This is a genomic window from Bradyrhizobium sp. 604_D8_N2_3, from assembly GCF_051810765.1.
GTDB lineage: Bacteria > Pseudomonadota > Alphaproteobacteria > Rhizobiales > Xanthobacteraceae > Bradyrhizobium > Bradyrhizobium barranii.
Window position 1 is genome coordinate 6088102 of the sequence record NZ_JBPWPM010000001.1, and the last position, 17567, is coordinate 6105668.

Below are 17567 nucleotides of genomic sequence, written 5' to 3' on the forward strand. Positions count from 1 at the left end.
CGCGGCGGCCCGAATGCTCAATGAGACGTTAATATTACCATTCGAATTGAAGCGGCGTCCCAACGGAATTTTCCAATCTTTGCGCTAAGCATGACCTTCTGAACGGGGAACGACGGGACGTGGTCGATATCGCGCATCAGGCAGCGATCAATCCGGCATCGGCAAGGGCTGCCGCGGCAACCCGCGCGCTCGTCCCCCTCACGTCCATCGATCCCGGCCAATGGCGCGCGCTCGCTCAGCGCGCGATCGAGCCGAACGGCTACTACCTGCCGGGCTGGGAGCTCGCCGTGAGCGAGGCCGCACGCGGCCGCACGGACGCCTCGGCGCTGCCCGCCTTCGACGGCTCGTCGGCGCGGCTGATCGGGCTGATGCCGGTGGTCTCGCTCCGGCGCGCCTGGAAGATCCCCCTGCCCGCGCTGGTGAGCGCGCATCCCTACGGCACCCTGTGCAGCCCGCTGATCGACCGCGACGCGCCGATCGAAGCGGCCACGCGCCTGTTGCAGCAGGCGCGCGAGGCCGGCGCGCATGCGCTCGTGCTCAACGACGTTGCGCTCGACGGCGCGGCGATGAGTTCGCTCAATGAGGTTCTCAATCGCGACGGACTGAAGCCACGTGTCCTCTCCTCCTACATCCGCGCCAGCCTCGACGCGACGCAGGATGGTGAAACGCTGTTGCATGAAGCGCTCGGCGCCAAGAAGCTCAAAGAGCTGCGTCGCCAGCGCCATCGCCTCGAAGAGCACGGGCCCGTCGCCTTCGAGGTCGCGCGCAAGCCCGACGAGATCGGGCCGGCGCTCGAAACATTCCTGCAACTCGAGGCCAGTGGCTGGAAAGGCAAGCGCGGCACCGCGCTGATCCAGCATGCGGGCGATGCGACCTTCATTCGCCGCGCGGTTCCCGCGCTGGCAGAGACCGCGCAGTGCGAGGTCATCACGCTGCGCGCCGGCACGACGCCGGTGGCAGCCGGCATCGTGCTGCGCCACCAGGACCGCGCCTTCTTCTTCAAGCTCGGTATCGACGAACGCTTTGCAAGATATTCGCCGGGCGTGCAGCTAACGCTCGACCTTACCCGCCATCTCTGCGCCGATCCGGCCATCGCCAGCGCGGATTCCACGGCGAGCGCCGACCACCCCATGATCAACCCGATCTGGCGCGGGCGCTTTGCCATCGGCGACGTGTTGATTCCGCTGCGGCGTCACGATCCTGTCGTCGCGCTCATTCACGCGGCGCTGGTTGGCCTCAACGTCGCGCACGACGGCGCGCGACGCGTGGTGCGTCTGCTCCGCAAATAAGCGAAATCTACTCTGCCGCCTGCGCGTTGATCTCCGCCGAGACCTCGCGAATGGCGCGGGCGAGCAGGTTCGGATCCTGCGCGCCGGAGACGGCGTATTTCTGCGCGAACACGTAGGTCGGCACGCCGGAGATGCCCTTCTCGGCGGCCTCCTGCGCGTCGGCCGAAACGCGTGCGACGTCCTCGTCGGTGGCGAGGCGCTTGCGCACGTCGTCGGCATCGAGGCCCACATCGGCGGCCGCCTGCACCAGCACGTTCACGTCAGTGAGGTCGCCGCCGTCGCGGAAATACAGCTCCATCAGCCGCTGCTTCATCTCGGGCGCCTTGCCGATCCCCTCGGCCCAGAGGATCAGGCGGTGACAGTCGGTCGTGTTGGGCTGGCGCGCGACCAGCTCGGGCTTGTAGACGAGGCCCTCCTCGCTTGCAGCCGCGACGACGCGACCGGCAATGCCCTTATAGGCCTCGACCGAGCCGAACTTGGTGGTGAGATAGTCCTCGCGGCTGATGCCCTCGCGCGGCACCCAGGGATTGAGGAAAAAGGGACGGAAATTGAGTTTGACGGGAACGTCGGGAACGAGCGCGAGCGCGCTCTCGATCCGGTGCTTGCCGATATAGCACCAGGGGCACACCACGTCGGAGACGACATCGATCTGGAGCGGTTTCAACGTGCTCATAGCGCCTCCTTCGGGCGATGCGGGTTTGACCCAAGATAAGCCGAAGATAAGCCGAACCCGTCCCGAGGCAAGGGCGCTAGGTCATAGCTGCTGCCATCTGCTTGAGCCGCTCGGCGGTGCGCTCGTCCGCCGGGAAGAACGTCTCCAGCGCCAGCTCCGACAGCGTGATGTCGACAGGTGTGCCGAACACCATGGTGGTGGAGAAGAAACTTAGTATCTCTCCGCCATGGCGCAGCTTGAAGGGAATCGCGACATTGTCGCTCGACAGCGGCCCCGAGCGCGCCGGGATGGGGTAGCTCTTGAGGTCGTTATAGAGCTTGATCAGCTCGGGATCGGCCGTCGCCTCGCATTGCCGGTGCAGCCGCTCCAGCAGGTGCCCGCACCACTCCGCGAGATTGACCGTGCGCGGCGCCAGCGCCTCGGGGTGAAACGCGAGCCGCAGCACGTTGAAGGGCTGGCCGAGCAGCCGCTGCGGGATGCCGTCGAGCAGCGGCGCCACCATGCGGTTGGCGGAAACCAGATTCCAGTGCCGGTCATAGGCCAGCGCCGGATTGGGCTCATGCGCCCTGAGAACGAGGTCGATCGCCTGGCGAGCTGATTTCAAGGCGGGATCCTCCAGCGGGCGCTGCGGAAACGCCGGCGCATAGCCGGCCGCGACCAGCAGCACGTTGCGTTCGCGCAAGGGTACCTCGAGACGTTCGGCGAGCCTGAGCACCATGTCGCGCGAGGGCGCAGCGCGGCCGGTCTCGACGAAGCTCAAATGCCGCGCGGAAATCTCGGCCTCGCCCGCCAGATCGAGCTGGCTCATGCGGCGGCGTTGCCGCCATTCGCGCAAATGGTCGCCGATATGGACGGGCTGGCTGCGTTCGGCCTGTGCCGTGGATGCATGTGCGTTCATGCTCGAAAACCTAGCATGCGGATTTCAGCCCTTCCATTACCCGCGAGGTAATGAATATTGGCATGTAACCATCTGAAATCGCTTAATCTCTTTTCGCAGACTCTGCTCGACACCAATACCGGACCAGCAAAGTTTGCGAAGAAGGGGGCAACGTCGCCCGCATCACGTGCGAGCTCGCCGCAGCGCAAGTGACCGCGATGAGGCATGCGCACGCTGGAAGTAAAGATTTGGAATTACCTGCACCGCCAGAGGACGGCCGACTATGAAACGGCCTCCCCGGAAACCTTGTCGAAAAGGTGCGTTCGCTCCAGATCGATGGCGACATCTATTGGGCAATCGGGCGCCGCAGAAACACCGACTTGCATCTGCGCCGTGAATGGAAATGCGCCCACGGTTCCAATCACGAGAGTATGCGGCCCGAGCGGCTCCACGTCTTTCACCATCATGCGGACGGAGGAGCCCGATGGCGCATCTTGCCGCAGCACGTGGTCGGGCCGCACGCCGAGCACAACCGGCTTGCCGATGCTCCCTGCATAGGCCGCCTCTCGGGATTTCGGCAATCTCAACGCCGTACCCGAGGGTTCGGTGAAGATCAGTGCACCGTCGCGAGCGGCAATCTCCCCGTGGATAAAATTCATGCTGGGCGCGCCCATGAAGCCCGCGACGAAGAGATTGCTTGGTTTCTCATAGATCGTGATCGGATCAGCCGCCTGCTCGATGCGGCCGCGATTCATCACCACGACCCGATCGGCCATGGTCATCGCTTCGACCTGATCGTGTGTGACATAAACGATCGTCTTGGCGAGACGGCGATGCAATGCCTTGATCTCGGTCCGCATCTCGATGCGGAGTTTGGCGTCGAGGTTTGACAATGGCTCGTCGAACAGAAACACGTCCGGGCTGCGCACGATGGCACGGCCGATCGCCACGCGCTGACGCTGCCCACCGGAGAGCTGCTTGGGCCGACGGTCCACGTATTGCTCGAGGTCGAGAACCCGCGCCACGTCCTCGACGGCTTTCGCGATCTTGGCGCGCGACTCGCCCCGCGCCTTCATGCCGTAGCCGATATTCTCACCAACAGTCATATGCGGATAGAGCGCATAGTTCTGGAACACCATCGCGCAATTACGCAAGCCCGGGCGCAGCTGCGTCACATCGCGATTACCGATACGAATGGTTCCGCTGGTGACCGTCTCCAGTCCCGCTATCATGCGCAACGTCGTGGTCTTGCCGCAGCCGGACGGCCCGACAAGCACGACAAACTCCTCGTCGGCCACACTCAGATTAAGCCCCTCGATGATCTTGTAGGGCCCATATGCCTTGCTGACGTTCTCGATCTCGACGTGCGCCATGGATTCCTTTTTCCGTCCCCTATATCGACGGCCAACAAAGCCCGGATGATGCTCACGCATCATCCGGGGCAGTCTCTGCGGGAAGCTAGTTCTTCGGTGAGAGGCCCATCGCCGCGCGATAGGCGGCGAGCTGCTTCGCGCGGCCGAACTCATCAGTCAGGCGATTCCATTCCTTCGCGACCGCGTCCAGCGCGGCCTGCGGCGTGGTCTGGCCGGCCAGCGCCTTGCCAAGCTCAATCTCCACAACCTCGGTGTAGGAGAAATAGCCGGGCAAACGCATGTCGAGCGCAACGTTCTTGCCGTTAATGGAGTCGGCCTGGGCGCCGAGATATTCCTTGGCTTCCGTCGGCGAGAAGATCTTGCTCCACAACTCCAGATTCGTGGTGTGCGACTTGCGGTATGGGTTGACACCCGTGCCACCGGTAATCGCGGCCTTGCCGGAGACTTCAGGACTTGTCAGCGTCTTGACGAAATCCCAAGCCGCCTGCTGGTTCTTGCCCACCTTTGGCACGGCAATCTGCCAGCCTCCGAACGCCATGAAGGGTGCCGGCAGCACTGCCGGAAACTTGTCCCACTTCTTGGTTTTGGCGTTCCATATCTCGTCAGAGCCGGGCAGCACTGCAGAGCCCACCTTGCCGGAAATCTTCGATTGCTTGGGGTCGGCGGCGATCACGCCGGTGTCGCCCCAACCGATCGACTCGGCCACCTGGCCGCCGGCCACGGCGGCATTGACCTCGCCGAACGAAAAGTTCAGCGCATTGGGCGGGCCAAGCTTGGAAGCGCGAATATATTCCTCCAATCCCTTCACCCAGCCCGGATTGTTGATCTGGGCATCCATCGTTTCGGGGTCGAAGAACATCGCGCCCGGATAGTTCGGGTTGTTGGTATAGGCCGCCGCGTGGCTGAAGAAGAACCAGAACTGCTGGCCACCGCGACGGAAGGCCTCCGCCGTGCCCCAGAGTCCCTTGTCGGGGCGCTGAAAGAACTCCGCGATGTCGAGATATTGCTTCCAGGTCTTTGGCGGCGCCAGGTCGTAGCCGTACTTGGCCTTGAAGGCGTCCTTCTCCTTGGGATCGCTGAACAGGTCGGTGCGATAGGTGTAGGTGTGAACGTCGCCGTCCATCGATTGCGAATAGATCTTGCCTTCCCACACCATCAGGCGCTCACGGTAGGCCGGCTCGACATCGTCCCAATCCTTGCCGGACTGCATCTCTTTCGGCATCTCGCTGAGATAGGTGACGAAGTCGGGCAGCCAGGCCGGCGCAAAGCTGACCAGATCGAACGCCGCGTCCGATCCGGTAAGCGATGTAACGATCTTCGGGTAGAGCTCCGACCAGGGGAACTCGACCACATTGACCTTGCCGCAGGTCTTCTTGGTCCATTCGTCCGCGCCGAGCTTGAGCGCGGAGGCGATATACGGTCCGGTCTGCGACGCCACAGTCAGGGTGACGCCGGAGTAATCCGGGCTACAAGCAGCGTTCGCCTGGCTCGCGGTGCAAGCCATCGCGAGCGAGGTGGTCAGCATCAGAAACGTCCGTCGCAACATCGTCCAGTCCTCCCTACATAGGTTTTTGCTATTTGATCGCTCCGAGCAGCAGGCCCGACCGCATCATGCGGCTGAGCAGACCTGCCATGATCATCATCGGAATGATGGCGACGAGCGCCGCGGCCGAGATCGCCCACCATTCGTCGCCGCGCTGGCTGTTCTGTCCCGCCACCAGGATCGGCAGCGTCTGCCATCTGGAATTGGTCAGGAACAGCGCGAACAGGAACTCGTTCCAGACGAAGGCGAGCGTGATCATGAAAGTCGCCAGCAGTCCGTTCATCGACATTGGCACCACGATGCCGAGGAAGATGCGCCAACTTGGCACGTTGTCGACCATCGCGGCTTCTTCGACCTCGATCGGAATGGCCTCGAAAAAGTCGCGCATCAGCCAGACCACGATCGGCAGCGAGAACGCGACGTAGCACAGCGTCAGGCCGACATAGCTGTCGATGAGCTGGAAGCCGAGCCGGCCGATTTCGCTGTAGAGGAGATACAGCGCGAAGGCCGTGACGATCGGCGGAAACATGCGCTGGCTGACGAACCAGAACAGGATGTCTTCATTGCCGAGGATCGGCCCCGGCAGCGGCAGGCGGTTGGCCAGGATTGCAGCGACAAGCGCGATCGGGAACGCCAGCAGCAGCGCCTGCGGGCGGGTGAAGCCGAGCGAATTGTTGAACAGCAGATAGCCGCCGAGCGCGAGCAGGAAGAAGATCAGGCCGGCGCCGAAGCGCACCCTGAATTCGAACCGCACCAGCGCGTAGGCCGCCATTGCGCCGACGGCAGTCGCGATCGCTGCCGCCGACAAGCCAACGATTGTCGAGTTCAAAAAGGTCCGGAAGAACTCGCCACGGATACCCTGATAGAGATCAATGAAGGGCTGCAGGGTCGGCGTGAAATCGACGAACGGAATATAGGTCGGGCCGCCGACCACGCCCGGCGGGGTCTTGAACGCCGTCACGACCACCCAATAGAGCGGAAACGCCGTGATCAGGCACCATGCGAAGACACCGGCCGCGACCAGGCGGCGGCTCCAGCGCGACAGTCCGGTAAGGCCCTGCCCGCTCATCGGTGCTTCTCCAGATGCGGCCGCAGCAGCGCCAGATAAGTGACGCCAATGATCGTGATGGCGATCAGGAACAGGAAGCTGAGCGCCGACGTGTAGCCGAGATTGAACTTCTTGAAACCCTCCTGATAGGCGAACAAGGTCAGGGTCTCGGTGTCCACCCCCGGTCCGCCGCCCGTCATCACGAATACGGTGTCCATGATCTTGTAGCTCTCGATCAGGCGGATGAAGACGACCGCGGCGGAGATCGGCAGCATCATCGGAAAGGTGATGCCCCAGAACTGTTGCCAGGCGCTGGCGTTCTCAAGCTCGGCCGCCTCGTAGACATCTTCGGGGAGCGTTTGCAGGCCAGCCAGCATCATCAGGATGATGAACGGGGTCCACTGCCAGATCTCAACAGCGATGATGCAGGCGAGCGCCCAATGACCGTTGGTGAGGAACGGCAGGTTCGCCATGCCGAACATGGAAAGGAACTGGTTGAGCGGCCCCATGGTCGGATTGAAGATCATGCGAGCAACAAGCGCGACGGCGACCGGGGCCAGAAGCATGGGCAGCAGCAAGGCCACGCGAAATAGCCGTTCGCCCGGAACGCGCGCGTTCAGCGCGAGCGCAACGCCAAACCCGATCACGTATTGCAACCCGACGGCAATGAACGCGATCAGCGTCGTCGTGAAGATCGCATTCCAGAAGCGCGGCTCTTGCAGGAGCGTAGCATAATTGCCGAACCACACGACCCGCGGCGGGATCGGCGGAACCAGGCGATAGCTGAGGAAGCTCGTGGTCAACGAATAGATCAGCGGAAAGATCGAGATCGCCAGCACGACGAGCACCGCCGGCCAGATGAAGACATGCTTGATCGGATCATTCCGCATCATGAGCAGATCATCCCTTCAACAGGGCTTCAATCTCAGCGCGCCGCGGCATGGCAGGCGCAGTCCCCGCGCGCGTCACGGAAATCCCCGCCGTGGCGGAACCGAAGCGCGCCGCTTCCAGGGGATCGGCGCCGCCCGCAAGCGCTGCAGCGAAGCCGCCGACGAATGCATCGCCCGCGCCCGCGGTTTCGACCACCTTGCCGGCGGCAAACGGGGGCACGTGTAGCGAGCGATCTCGCCCGTGAAACAGCGCCCCGCGTTCGCCGAGCGTGATCAGCGCGGTGCCCGCTCCCTTGGCCACCAACGCTTCGCCGGCGCGGCGGGCGCCGGCAAGATCGCTCACCGCGATCCCCGTCAGCGCTTCCGCCTCGGTCTCATTGGGAACGACGTAGTCGCACAAGGCAAACAGGCCATCGTCGAATTTGACCGCAGGTGCCGGGTTGAACACGGTGATGCTGCCCGCGGCGCGCGCGATCTCGAGCCCGCGCTGCGCGGCCGCGACCGGTTGCTCGAGCTGGGTCACGAAGACGCGGCTGGTGCGGATCGCATCCGCCGCCGCATCGACGTCGGTGGGGCTGAGACCGTCGGCCGCTCCGCTCACCACGATGATGGCGTTGTCGCCGCGTGTCTCGTGGACATAGATGAAGGCCGCGCCGGTCGGCGCCTCCGCAGTCCTGGCGACGCGCGGTCGAATGCCCTCGGTTTCCCACGTCTTGATGGCAAGATCACCGAAGGCGTCGCGGCCGATCCGGGAGATGAAGGTCACACCTGCGCCTGCGCGCGCAGCGGCCACGGCCTGGTTCGACCCCTTGCCGCCTGGTCCCATGGCAAATCCCGAGCCGGCGATCGTTTCACCGATCGCGGGCATGTTGCCGGCCCGGAAGGCCAGATCGACGACGAAGATGCCGAGCACTGCGACGCCAGTCTTGCTCATGGTCGTCACTCTCCGTCCGGCGCGATGACGCCCTTGGAAAACAGGAAGCAGCCGTAGAAGCGCCGCTCTCCCGTGGCGATCACGCAGTAGGCCGTCTTGGCCTTTTCATAGAAGGCATGGCGCTCGACCCCGACCAGCGGCCAGGAGCGTCCCTCGGCGCGGTCGATCGCGGCCTGCACCTCGCGCTGCACCGGCGGCACCTCCTGGGGCTGGCCAACAATCTCCATGCGGATTGCGGCATCGTCGACGAACGTGTCGAGCGGCAGCACCGAGAGGATGGCTTCGATCGCCTTTGCCGTACTGACGTTGTCGATGCGAAGCAGCTCGCCGAACACGGTCTGGCGCGCGATGGAGTCGGCAGGAAAATTGGTGTCGCACACCACGAGGCGGTCCCCGTGCCCCATTGCGCGCAAGGCATAAAGCACGTCGGCATTGAGCAGTGGATTGATGCCCTTGAGCATGTTGCGTCCCTCCCTTGTCTTCAAAATCGCCCGAACTCTGATGGTCCGGATGCCAACCCGTATCACCGCAAGGTGACGTCTTTAGTCCCCATAGGGAATCCAGATGTTCTTCACCTGCACCGCGTGGCGGAGCAGGATCGGACCTTCGCTCGCCACCCGGTCGTACCAATCGAGCGCCAGCCCGTGGTCGACCAGCGTGCGCTTGAGGTTGCCGATCGACAGCCGCTCCGCAGCAGTCGAGGCCGCCTGCGAGCCGAACACCCAGAGCGCATCGACGTCGTCATGCTCGGCAAGAACCTTTGCGAGCGCATCGCGCTCGCCGGTGACGATATTGACGACGCCTGCCGGCACATCCGACGTCTCCAGCACCTGATAAAAATCGGTCGCTGCAAGCGGATGCCGCTCGCTTGGGACGGCGACGACGCGGTTGCCCATCGCAATCAACGGTGCCACCAGGCTGATGAAGCCCAGCAACGGGGCCTCGTCCGGACAGGCCACCCCGACCACGCCGATCGGCTCGTGCATGGCAAGCGCCACGCCGCGCAACGGCGGTGCATGGATCGTCCCCTCGTATTTGTCGGCCCAGGCCCCATAGCTGAACAGCCGCTCGATACTCGCCTCGACCTCCACGCGCGCCTTGGCGGGCGAAACGCCGGTCATATCCCCGATGCGCCGGGCGAACTCGTCGCCACGCGCGGACAGATTCTCGGCAAGGTAGTAGAGGATTTGGGCGCGATTATGCGTCGTCGCCCGCGCCCAACCCTCGGCCGAGCGCGCGGCGGCCACCGCGTTACGGATATCCTTGCGATTGCCCTCGCCGGCTTCGCCGAGGTGCTTCCCCTTCGGCGACAGCACCGCGCGCGAATAATTTCCGTCGGGACGAACCTGCTTGCCGCCGACGAACAGCTTGGCGGTTCGGTCGATCGGCGGCGTGCCAAATCCGGCGCCGTCGTTAGAAGCCGCCGGGGATGGCGGCGGCACCTTCGCCCGCGGCTTCCGCCCGCTCCAGGCTTTCGGCTTGAGATATTCGTAGAGACCTTCCCGGCCGCCCTCGCGACCGAAGCCGGACTCGCGATAGCCGCCGAAGCCGACGCTGGCATCGAACAAATTGGTCGCATTGACCCAGACCACGCCGGCCTGAAGCTTCGGCGCGATATCGAGCGCCAGCCCGATGGTCTCGCTCCACACGCTGGCGGCAAGGCCATAGCGCGTGTTGTTGGCGAGCATCACCGCCTCGTCCGGCGTGCGGAACGTCATCGCGACCAGCACCGGGCCGAATATCTCCTCGATCGCCACGGTCGATGACGGATGTACGTTCCAAAGCAAGGTTGGGGGATAGAAGCATCCCTCAGCGGGGATCGGCCCCGGCGCCTGATACTTCTCGCCGCCCTCCTTGACGCCGGTTTCGACCAGCGCCTTGATCCGCTCGAGCTGCACCGGTGCGACCACCGCGCCCATGTCGATCGCCTTGTCGAGCGGCGGACCCACGCGCAGCGTCTCCATGCGGCGGATGAGGCGCTTGCGGAATGTCTCTGCGATCCCTTCCTGCAGCAGAAGCCGCGATCCGGCACAACAGACCTGGCCCTGGTTGAACCAGATCGCATCGACCACGCCTTCCACGGCGCCATCGATGTCGGCGTCGTCGAACACGATGAACGGCGACTTGCCGCCGAGCTCGAGCGTCAGCGACTTGCCGCTGCCTGCGGTCGACTGACGGATCAACCGCCCGACCTCGGTCGACCCCGTGAAGGCGATCTTGTCGACACCGGGATTTTCGACCAGCAACGCGCCGGTGGCGCCATCACCCGTCACCACATTCAACACGCCGGGCGGCAGGCCGGCTTCCGCCGCGAGCTCGGCGAACAGCAGCGCGGTGAGTGACGTGAACTCCGCCGGCTTCAGCACCACGGTGTTGCCGGTCGCCAGCGCGGGCGCGATCTTCCAGGCCAGCATCAGCAGCGGAAAGTTCCAGGGGATGATCTGGCCGATCACACCGACCGGGACATGGTCGGCGAATTCGCGGTCCTGCAATTGTGCCCAGCCGGCGTGATACAGGAAGTGGCGCGCGGCCAGCGGCACGTCGAGATCGCGGGTTTCCCTGATCGGTTTGCCATTGTCGATCGCTTCCAATACCGCGAACAGACGAGCGTGACGTTGCAGCATGCGCGCCAGCGCATAGAGATGACGGGCACGACCGTGACCACCGAGCTTTGCCCATGACGACTGCGCCGATCGCGCGGCGCCGACTGCAGCCTCGACATCCGCTGCGATGCCTTGCGCGATCTTGGCCAGCGTCTTTCCGGTGGCTGGCTCGATCGTCGCCAGATGCTTGCCCGAAGCCGGCGCGACGAATTTGCCGGCAATGAAATGCCCAAACGTCGCGTCGTGCCGCTTCAGCCAGGCGCGCGCCTCGCCGTCCGCCTCGGGAGCGGGACCATAATCCATGGTCTCAAAGTAATGTGCGATACTCATGCTCAGCCCACGGGATGACGGTTGAAGGCCGAGTAGCGGCCGGTGACGTGATGCTCGAGCTGGCGCTCGATGTCGGCGAGCAGGCTCGAGGCGCCGACGCGGAACAGATCCGGCTCGAGCCAATCGCGTCCCAACTCCTCCTTCATCAGGAACTGGTAGTTGAGCACATCCTTCGCCGTCGAGATTCCGCCGGCCGGCTTGAAGCCTATCTTGAAGCCGGTCCGCTCCTCATAGACCCTGATCATGCGCAGCATCGCCAGCGTCACCGGCAGCGTGGCATTGACGCCTTCCTTGCCGGTGGAGGTCTTGATGAAGTCCGCGCCGGCCATCATGCAGACCATCGACGCCTTGGCGACGTTGCGCAGCGTTTTGAGGTCACCGGTTGCCAGGATCGTTTTCAGATGCGCATCGCCGCAGGCTGCGCGGAAATCCCGGACCTCGGCGTAGAGAGCCCGCCAGTCTCCGGTCAGCACATGCTCACGCGTGATGACGATGTCGATCTCCTGCGCACCGTCCCTGACGGACGCCTCGATCTCCTTGAGTTTCAGATCGTGAGGCACGAGGCCTGCCGGAAATCCAGTCGAAACCGCAGCGACCGGAATGTCATACCCATCGAGCGCTTCGACCGCGGTTGCGACGAAGCGGTGATAGACGCAGATCGCGCCCGTGTGCAGCCGGCGCCCGGCAAAACCGAGTGCCTCGACGAGGTCACTTCGTATCGGGGCCCTCGCCTTGGCACAGAGACGCTTCACCCGTTCGGCCGTATCGTCGCCGTTGAGTGTCGTCAGGTCGATGCAGGTGATCGCCTTGAGCAACCACGCCGCCTGCGCGTCCTTCTTGACGGTGCGCCGGCCCGGCAGACTCGCAACGCGGCGCTCGGCGGCGGACAGATTGATCCGGATATCATCGACCCAGTCCATCTCGAGCGCGCGGCCGCTGTTGCGCGCGATCGGATGCGGATGATTGTGATCCCGCGCATGGGGCTGCGCCGGCACCGCGGATGGATTTGATATCAAGACGCCCTGCGCCATCGGTACGCCGCGCAATGCTAGCGAATCGGCTGAAACGGCAGATAGACTGAATGTGCCGATTGCAACATGCGATCCTCCCATCCCTTGGCCGCCGGCGCTTCTGCTGCCTCCCGTCGCCGACAGCGAAACACCCCTTGGGCCAAATGTTATTATTGTAACAGATTGACGTTGCTAAACTCACATCATTGTAAGATCATTGTCAACCGGATAAGCAAGCTCGGTGACGAAAATGACTGAAACACCGACCGCACGCCCCAGCGAGACCCGCGTCCAACGGCTGCAACGGCTGCGACGCGCCGTCGAGACGAGCGGCGCACTGCATCTGAAGGACGCCGCAGAGCTGCTGAAGGTGTCGGAGATGACGGTCAGGCGCGACCTTGCCGGGCCCGAGGCGGCGCTCGCCCTGCTCGGCGGCTACGTCGTCAACGCGGCGTCGCCGACCGGGATCAAGTACACATTCGAACAGGAAATCGACCAGCACACACAGGACAAGCGCCTCGCCTGCCGATCCGCAGCCGCCTCGATCAAGGAAGGTGACACCATCTTCATCGACTGCGGCACCACGATGCAGTCGCTGGCGGATTGCCTGCCCGAGGACATGCCTCTCTCGGTGATCTGCTATTCGCTGAACGTCGCCTCGATCGTCACCCACCGGCCAGCGACGCAGGTGATGTTGATGGGCGGGCTCTACCATCCGTCGTCGCAGTCGTTCTCGTCGGATGACGGCCTGTCCTACCTGCGGCGGCTCGGGGTCAACAAGGCTTTCATCTCGGCCGGCGGCCTGCACTGGACCCGCGGCGCCAGCTGCTCGAATTTTCACGAAGTCGCCATCAAGCAGGCCGTCATCGCTACCGCGATGGAGAGCATCCTCGTGGTCGACGCCAGCAAGCTCGGCAGCCTCAAGCCGGCGTTCTTCTCCGACGTCAGCTCATTCTCGCGGATCATCGTCGGTGGCTCCGTGTCGGCAGACACGCGCAAGCACTTCCGCAGCCTTCCCGTCGAATACGTCACCAGCACGGCCTGATCCGGACGGGGGCTGGTTCGCCCGGATCAGGCTTGCTGAGCGATGCGCGGTCTCGGTGGATCGCGCATCGCTGTTTCGGGCTAGTTGCAGGCGGGCTTCGCCTTTTTGCAGGCATCCGTCAGCTCGGCCGGCGGGTCCTTCTTGAATACGGTCTTGTAGGACTCCAGCACATTCGACTGCGTCACCGGCAGCGACTGCACACCGATCCAGCCAGGCGTTTCCTTACCCAACAGCGCGTTCATCATCGCCATCGCCTCGGCGACGCCCTGGTCGTAGGGACGCTGCGAGCCGGTCGCCTTCAGCGGCCCGCCCTTGGCAATCTCGATCGCCGATTGCAGACCGAGGTCGACCGTCGTCATGGGAATATCGATGCCCTGAGCCCGCATCGAGCTCAGCGTGTCGAGCGCCGGTTGATCCCACACCGCGTACAGTCCCTTGACGTCGGGATTGCCGGTCAGGAAGTCGCCCGCGATCTGCGAGACCTTCGGCGGATCGGTGAAGTCGACCTGCTTCATCTTGATGTCAGGGCGGTTTGCTTTCATCCACTCCCGCACGCCCTTGGTGCGCTCGTTGGTGCTGAAATAGTCGACGCCGAAATTGACGAGACCGATGGTGCCGCCCTGCGCCACGCAGGATGCCAGGATCTGTGCCGCGATCTGGCCATTGCCCTGGCTATCGGCCGAGACCATCGTCGCATATTCCTCGGGATGCTTCAGACCAGTCGGGATGCTGTCCATCAGCACGAGCTTGATGCCGGCTTTGGCGATCTTCTTGTAGGTCGGCGCGGTCGCGGTGAAATCGACCGGAATCGAAATGATGCCGTCCGGATGCTGCCGGATCGTGTTCTCGATATCGGCGATCTGCTTGTCCACCTGATATTCGGCGGACGCGACGCCCGTCACCGTCACGCCGTACTTCTTCAGCGTATCGGTGATGCCCTGGATCTGGAGCTGCGACCAGTCGAGGTTGACCGTCTGCATGGAGATGCCGACCTTGAAGTTCTTCTCCTTGATCTTGGCGGCGTCGGCTTCCGACAGCGCGAGCACCTCGGGGGAAGCCGCCTTTTCGCCGTGGGGTCCCTGGCCGACGATCGACTTCGGCCCGAGCTTCGCGAGATCGACACCCTTGACGCAGGTCGCGGGCACTTCGGCGCGAGCCGACGGGATCATCGAGAGGGCGGCAGCGGCCACCAACGCAGTCAAAGGCAAGGTTTGTCGCAAGATTGGCTTCATTGTTTCCTCCATTTTTTGGTCGCCGATTCACCGGAGGGCCAGCGACCTTGCCCCTACCCGCGCAGCGCAATGAACTTGTTGTTCATGCGCCGCGCCTGACGTCGACTAGCGTTTCGTGAAAGCAACCGCGGCAACGATGATCGCCCCCTTGATCACGAGCTGCATCGGCGAGCTCACGCCGAGCAGAACAAGGCCGTTGTTGAGCGTGCCAATGATCAAGCTGCCGAACAGCGTCCCCAGGATGTAGCCGCGCCCGCCGAACAGGCTGCAGCCACCGAGGATCACCGCGGCGATGACGTCGAGTTCCATGCCCTGCACGACATCTGGCCGCGCAGCATGTGAACGCGCCGACAGCACCAGCGCCGCCAATCCGGCCAGCGTGCCGGTCAGGACAAAGGCCGCAGTCGTGATCCGTTTGGTGTTGATGCCGGAATAGAGCGCCGCGGTCGGGTTGCCGCCGACCGCATAGATGCGCCGGCCGAACACATTGTAGTGCAGCAGCAGGATGCCGATAATCATCGCCGCCAAAGTCCAGGCGATCGGAACCGGTATGCCGAGGAACGTGCCTTCGCCAAAGATCGCGAAATAGGTCTCGTTGGTGATGATCACCGGCTTGGTGTTGGTCACCATCATCGCCAGTCCCCGCGCCATGCTCAGTGAGCCCAGCGTCACCAGGAATGACGGGATCGATAGCTGCGTGGTCAGGATGCCATTGAGCAGCCCGACCAGCGCACCGGTGCCGAGCCCGGCCACGGCCCCCACGATCCAGCTGTTGTTGATCTGGCTCATCGCGAGAGCGGCCGCCATGCCCGACAACGCCAGCGTCGAGGCAACCGACAGATCGATCTGACGTGCGATGATGATGAAGGTCATGCCGACTGCAATGATCGACACCAGCGTGGTCTGGCGCCCGATGTTCAGGAAATTGTCGACCGAGAGAAACCAGGGCGAAGACAGGCTGAACACGACCAGCAGGATCACGAAGGCGATGTACAGCATGTACGGCCGCTCGCCCCGCAGCAAATTCTGGAGAATCTTGCGGCGGCGATCAGATGGGGTCGACGAGGCGACCACGTTGGGAGCAGTCAGTTCGGTCATGCGGGAAGCTCTTGCAAGTGGCCCGGCCCGGAGGCCTGGTACATCTGGAGGAGATGATGCAGCTCTTCGGCATCATCGATCTCGCCGCGCGACAGCGTACGAGCTACACGCCCGTTGACGATCACGGAGATGCGGTCGCAGAGCTCGATCAATTCGACGAGATCGGACGAGACGACCAGGACCCCGCTGCCGTCGCGGACGGCATTCCGGATCACGGCATAGATTTCCTCGCGTGCGCCCACGTCGACGCCGACCGTCGGTTCATCCAGGAGCAGCACGCGCGGCCGCGGATCATTCCATTTTCCGAACACGACCTTTTGCTGGTTGCCGCCGGAGAGCGTCCTGACCAGGCTGAACGCGCCTGGCGCTTTCACCGAAAGCCTGGCGACCGCGGTTTCCGCCCGCCTGGCGGCGGCGCGTTGCTGCATCCAGCCCCAGCGCGAGAAGTGGGGAATTCGCGGCAAGGTGACGTTTCGCTCGATCGAATGGTCCAGGACCAGACCCTGCACATGCCGGTCTTCCGGCACCAGCGCGATGCCCTGCTCGATCGCATCGGCAGGCCCTCTCGGCAGCCATCGCCGGCCCTCGATCTCGATTGCGCCGCTCTCGAGCGGCCGGAGGCCAAACACTGTCTCCAAAATCTCCGTGCGGCCGCTGCCGATCAATCCGGCGAGGCCGTGGATCTCGCCCTTCAGCACGGACAGATCGACGGCGCGAAGCCGATCGTTGGACACGTCGGACAGCGACAGAACCGGCGACGGATCCAATTCACGCTTCGCGACAGGTTCGGTGCGCGGGCCCGTGGGTGCCGATCGATCGGTTCCGACGATCGCGTTCACCAGCCGCTTCATGTCGGTCTCGGCGGTGACAAACGTGCCTGCGTTAGCGCCATCGCGCAGCACCGTGACGCGCTGCGAGATCTCGAACACCTCATTGAGCCGATGGGTCACATAGATCACGCCGACTCCGCGGCGCGTCGCCTTCCCGATCGCATCGAACAGGATCCGGACCTCATCCGATGTCAGCGAGGAGGTCGGCTCGTCGAGGATCAGAAGCCGGACCTCGCCCATCAGCGCCTTGGCGATCTCCGTCATCTGGCGATAGGCGAAAGGCAGCGAGCCGACAGCCGCACTCGCATCCAGGGGAATGCCGAGCGCGTTCAGGAACGCCTCGGCCCTGGCCATCAGCGCGCGCTGCCGGACGAAGCCGAAACGCGCACGCGGCTCACGGCCGAGCAACAGATTGTCCGCAACGCTCAAGGATTCGACGAGGCTGAGATCCTGATAAACGACAGCGATCCCCGCCTCGCGCGACTTCGCCGGGCTGTCGAATTCCACCGGCCTGCCGGCGATCTCGATCGTGCCGCTGTCGAGGGCATGAACACCACTGAGAATCTTGATCAGGGTAGATTTTCCCGCGCCGTTCTCGCCCAGTAGCGCATGGACCTCGCCGGCGCGAACCTCGAGGTTGACGTCACGCAGCGCTCGCACGCCGCCGAAGCGCTTGTTGATGCCACTGACCATCACAAGCGAGGTCGACGACCGAGGTTCTGCTGCAACCGAACCGGACAGTTCCAAACTTTCCTCCCGTCGCCCCGCAAGACGCTGGTACGATGGTGACAT

General features: G+C 63.8%; 15 protein-coding genes. 2 read left to right on the forward strand and 13 right to left on the reverse strand.

The window, feature by feature from the left end; all coding sequences use genetic code 11:
• Positions 1–119: 119 nt before the first annotated feature.
• Complete coding sequence (locus AB7245_RS29310) at positions 120–1289, forward strand: GNAT family N-acetyltransferase (protein ID WP_354131425.1); 1170 nt, start codon at positions 120–122, stop codon at positions 1287–1289.
• Positions 1290–1296: 7 nt separating this feature from the next.
• Here AB7245_RS29310 and AB7245_RS29315 read toward each other — a convergent pair whose 3' ends face one another.
• From AB7245_RS29315 to deoC, 10 genes are all read right to left on the reverse strand, one after another.
• Positions 1297–1962, reverse strand: coding sequence for a DsbA family oxidoreductase (locus tag AB7245_RS29315; RefSeq protein WP_439035193.1), 666 nt, complete (start codon positions 1960–1962; stop codon positions 1297–1299).
• Between the two features lie 76 nt (positions 1963–2038).
• Complete coding sequence (locus AB7245_RS29320) at positions 2039–2860, reverse strand: helix-turn-helix domain-containing protein (protein WP_354120621.1); 822 nt, start codon at positions 2858–2860, stop codon at positions 2039–2041.
• 260 nt (positions 2861–3120) lie between these two features.
• A complete protein-coding gene (locus AB7245_RS29325; RefSeq protein WP_354131423.1) occupies positions 3121–4212 on the reverse strand; it encodes an ABC transporter ATP-binding protein in 1092 nt (363 codons plus the stop codon).
• 85 nt (positions 4213–4297) lie between these two features.
• Positions 4298–5737 (reverse strand): extracellular solute-binding protein, encoded by a 1440-nt coding sequence (locus AB7245_RS29330; protein ID WP_321576352.1) that lies wholly within the window; start codon positions 5735–5737, stop codon positions 4298–4300.
• Between the two features lie 49 nt (positions 5738–5786).
• Positions 5787–6824: a carbohydrate ABC transporter permease gene (locus AB7245_RS29335; protein ID WP_354131422.1), complete on the reverse strand. Its 1038-nt coding sequence runs from the start codon at positions 6822–6824 to the stop codon at positions 5787–5789.
• Positions 6821–7696 carry a carbohydrate ABC transporter permease gene (locus AB7245_RS29340; protein ID WP_354131421.1) on the reverse strand — a complete coding sequence of 292 codons (876 nt, stop codon included), beginning with the start codon at positions 7694–7696 and terminating at the stop codon, positions 6821–6823. The genes AB7245_RS29335 and AB7245_RS29340 overlap by 4 nt, the downstream gene beginning before the upstream one ends.
• Positions 7697–7703: 7 nt before the next feature.
• Positions 7704–8627, reverse strand: a complete 924-nt coding sequence (locus AB7245_RS29345; RefSeq protein WP_354131420.1) for a ribokinase — start codon at positions 8625–8627, stop codon at positions 7704–7706.
• A gap of 5 nt (positions 8628–8632) precedes the next feature.
• On the reverse strand, positions 8633–9088 hold the full coding sequence (locus AB7245_RS29350; protein ID WP_014494077.1) for an RbsD/FucU family protein: 456 nt from the start codon (positions 9086–9088) through the stop codon (positions 8633–8635).
• An 81-nt stretch (positions 9089–9169) separates the two neighbouring features.
• Positions 9170–11560 (reverse strand): aldehyde dehydrogenase family protein, encoded by a 2391-nt coding sequence (locus AB7245_RS29355; RefSeq protein WP_354131419.1) that lies wholly within the window; start codon positions 11558–11560, stop codon positions 9170–9172.
• Between the two features lie 2 nt (positions 11561–11562).
• Positions 11563–12480 carry a deoxyribose-phosphate aldolase gene (gene deoC / locus AB7245_RS29360; RefSeq protein ID WP_224580998.1) on the reverse strand — a complete coding sequence of 306 codons (918 nt, stop codon included), beginning with the start codon at positions 12478–12480 and terminating at the stop codon, positions 11563–11565.
• A gap of 340 nt (positions 12481–12820) precedes the next feature.
• On the opposite strand from deoC, the gene AB7245_RS29365 reads away from it, so the two are divergent.
• Positions 12821–13615, forward strand: a complete 795-nt coding sequence (locus tag AB7245_RS29365) for a DeoR/GlpR family DNA-binding transcription regulator (RefSeq protein WP_085404259.1) — start codon at positions 12821–12823, stop codon at positions 13613–13615.
• An 80-nt stretch (positions 13616–13695) separates the two neighbouring features.
• Here the strand turns inward: AB7245_RS29365 and AB7245_RS29370 are convergent, their stop codons facing one another.
• From AB7245_RS29370 to AB7245_RS29380, 3 genes are all read right to left on the reverse strand, one after another.
• Positions 13696–14847, reverse strand: coding sequence for a substrate-binding domain-containing protein (locus AB7245_RS29370; RefSeq protein WP_439035194.1), 1152 nt, complete (start codon positions 14845–14847; stop codon positions 13696–13698).
• Between the two features lie 105 nt (positions 14848–14952).
• Positions 14953–15945 (reverse strand): ABC transporter permease, encoded by a 993-nt coding sequence (locus AB7245_RS29375; RefSeq protein WP_283017018.1) that lies wholly within the window; start codon positions 15943–15945, stop codon positions 14953–14955.
• Positions 15942–17567, reverse strand: a complete 1626-nt coding sequence (locus AB7245_RS29380) for a sugar ABC transporter ATP-binding protein (RefSeq protein WP_404979442.1) — start codon at positions 17565–17567, stop codon at positions 15942–15944. Before AB7245_RS29380 ends, AB7245_RS29375 begins: the two co-directional genes overlap by 4 nt.